This window comes from Vibrio sp. 10N.247.310.17, from assembly GCF_041466605.1.
Taxonomy (GTDB): Bacteria; Pseudomonadota; Gammaproteobacteria; order Enterobacterales; family Vibrionaceae; genus Vibrio; species Vibrio tasmaniensis_A.
In genome coordinates this window covers 1-2,548 of the sequence record NZ_JBFSTC010000187.1, presented here as the reverse complement: position 1 = coordinate 2,548, position 2,548 = coordinate 1, and the positions used below count along the sequence as shown (strand labels likewise).

The window sequence follows — 2,548 nt, the reverse complement described above, 5'->3', positions numbered from 1 at the left end:
GCTCGGAAGGATCCTTCAACCGATCACTTTGGCTTTAACTGATCGGCATTAGCCTCTGCGCAGCCTTTTTTATTTCTGATGCTTGGCTTGCTTACTATTCGTAAAACCAATAATCTTGAGTGGTCTTTTCTAACCACAGAACTACTATGACTCGCTCGCATTGCTTTGTATTGCAACACGACTTTCCTATTTCTTTCTACCCTGATAAAAACCAGTTGGTGATTGATAGTGAAGAGATTCATTTAGAGCCACTACAAGCAAGGCTGCTCAGCTATTTCATCGACAAGCGCGGGCAAGTGGTTAGTACGCAGCAGATAGCTGCTGATGTCTGGCAGCGAACTCAAGTGTCTGACAACTTGGTCAGACAGGTCATCAGTTTACTGCGCAGTCAGCTTCAGGATAAAGTACGTCCGTATCGCATCATTCAGACCATTCCTAAGCAAGGTTATCTGTTCGATATTGAGATAATTCAGCCTAGCGTTGAGACTACTCCCGTAGTAGAAATTCCCCCACCTGAAATCAAAGTTGTTTCTAAGCCTAAAAATAAAACCATTGCCCTGATTACAGCCGCAGTATTCTCTATTGGCTTAATAGCAACTTGGGCGTGGAAAATTGATGTCTCAACCAATGACACAGCTGTTATTTCTGCGCCTCAAAGTGATGTAATTCCCGTTTATATCCATGACATAACACTCGATTCTGCGGACGATTATGAGATGTCGGAAAGCGTGTACAACTACCTATTCTACGGGCTGAACTCAGCGAGAAATTTATCGGGTTACCACTTCTCTCAGCTCTCAAAACAGGGCAAGCAATCACTTGCCAATAATGGTGTCGAACTCAAAGGTTGGCTCAAGCAAAAGGGCAGTAATTATATACTGAGCGTGCTGATACAAAACAACCGCCAGCCCAATCAAAGCCAGAAAGTGGAAAAGAGCTTTAGCCAAGATAACTTCTTTGATGCCATTGGGGATGTGATTCTTGAGATTAAAGCCATTATTGCCCCAATGAGTTCAGAATACGGTGTCGTCAGTCATCGAGTGACTTCTATTGATAACTACGACGATTGGAAGGTTATTTCAGAGGGAATATCGCTTTTCTACCAAGGCAAAGGTGGACAGCCATTTGCAGAGATCGCACTTCAGTTGGATACGATTCAACAGCAAGGAAGAGACAATTATTTGGTCAATGCCTTATTGTCGTATTCGGAATCTTTGGCTTATTTGCAAAGTCATGAGCAAGAAGATCGCGAACATGCACTGCAACTGGCAAAGCAAGCCTTTGAGATGAACCCACGTTGTGATATTGCCAACCTTACCTTGGGTCTTGCACTGTTAATCAACCAACATGCCAATCAAGCTTTCCCTTACCTTTTTTATGCGGCCGAAAGTACACCGAGCCCTATCAGTTTTTATCTACTTAGTGTGGCTGACAAGTTGTCGGATAACCCAGAAGGTTCGCAATACAACTATCAGCGCTATACCGAAGTGAAAAAAGAGTATAATGGCCAACTGTTTGATCTTATTGAATCTTTATAAAAAACAAACCTTTCCTAAACCACATAATTCTCTTTGAAGTGAAGACGTTGAGTTACCACTAATAGTAACGGCTCTTCCGCAAGGTTTCCTTGTGCTAACAGGCTTCTCAACATGTTTGATTATTGTTTGGAGTTAGGCTCGATTGCCTTGCATCAAGCATAAAAACATCGACTTCCACATACTGGTCACCAAATCATTTATTATTTGGGGTATACACATGTTGAAGAAGTTTGCTTTTCAGATCATTCCAATTCAGATCTTCTTATTCGTCTTTTGGTTCAAAAATGGCTTTATCGATAAAGTGATGGGCGTGCTACTTGGCTTCATTACGCCCGATACCGCTTATGCAGGTGACACTTGGGCTGGCTGGAAAGGCTATATTGTCGGCACTTGGGATAAGAGCCAAGTTGGTCATGTTTTACTGAGCCCTACGTTCGATTTTATGTTTCCTATTCTGATTGCTTTGCAATGTGTACCATTTTTATTGGTACTTCGCTCGGTGGTCGCTGGTGAATTCATGGCTGGTAAAGAACGCCCGTGGTTACTCTATGCGGCATTCGCTTCTCTGTTTGTAACTGCTTGTATGGCTTTCACTCAAACCATCACTGGCGCAAGCGATGGGCAGTATCTATGGCAACTTATCGGCTTTGGCATGGTTGCCATTATGTATCTGCGTAATGAGCAAGGTAAGTAAGCGTTTCTTTAGATGCGAGATAAGGGGAGTTAGATACAAGTAGAAGAGATTCGGGATACTAAGATCAAAAACCCCCGTCATTCCCTATCACGCTCGTTCCTCGCTGTAGGGAATGACGGGGATATATAGATGCGAGTAAAACGGGCTTTTCGTTACTCGTTCACTCGCATCCATCCTGTATCTGCTTTCAACTTGTCACTCGCTACTCCAATCTTCTTTTTGTTTCCCACATCTGCCTTTCAGAAAAGAAAAAGCCCGCAAATGAAGTGACCCCGTAAAGTTGGACATTTCTGTTAAGCGGCTTTCAAGGCCTGAG

Annotated in this window: 2 protein-coding genes; both read left to right on the top strand. The window is 43.1% G+C overall.

All coding sequences use genetic code 11. The features are described from left to right. The first annotated feature begins 146 nt into the window (after positions 1 to 146). Positions 147 to 1,538 carry a winged helix-turn-helix domain-containing protein gene (locus AB6D80_RS24615; RefSeq protein WP_102249730.1) on the top strand — a complete coding sequence of 464 codons (1,392 nt, stop codon included), beginning with the start codon at positions 147 to 149 and terminating at the stop codon, positions 1,536 to 1,538. Between the two features lie 217 nt (positions 1,539 to 1,755). Beyond that, complete coding sequence (locus tag AB6D80_RS24610) at positions 1,756 to 2,232, top strand: hypothetical protein (protein WP_371703785.1); 477 nt, start codon at positions 1,756 to 1,758, stop codon at positions 2,230 to 2,232. Positions 2,233 to 2,548 lie beyond the last annotated feature (316 nt).

What these genes read in the sequence shown, in the direction of transcription:
- AB6D80_RS24615 (WP_102249730.1), top strand. Translation starts at nt 147, where the DNA reads ATGACTCGCTCGCATTGCTTTGTATTGCAACACGACTTTCCTATTTCT.
- AB6D80_RS24610 (WP_371703785.1), top strand. Translation starts at nt 1,756, where the DNA reads ATGTTGAAGAAGTTTGCTTTTCAGATCATTCCAATTCAGATCTTCTTA.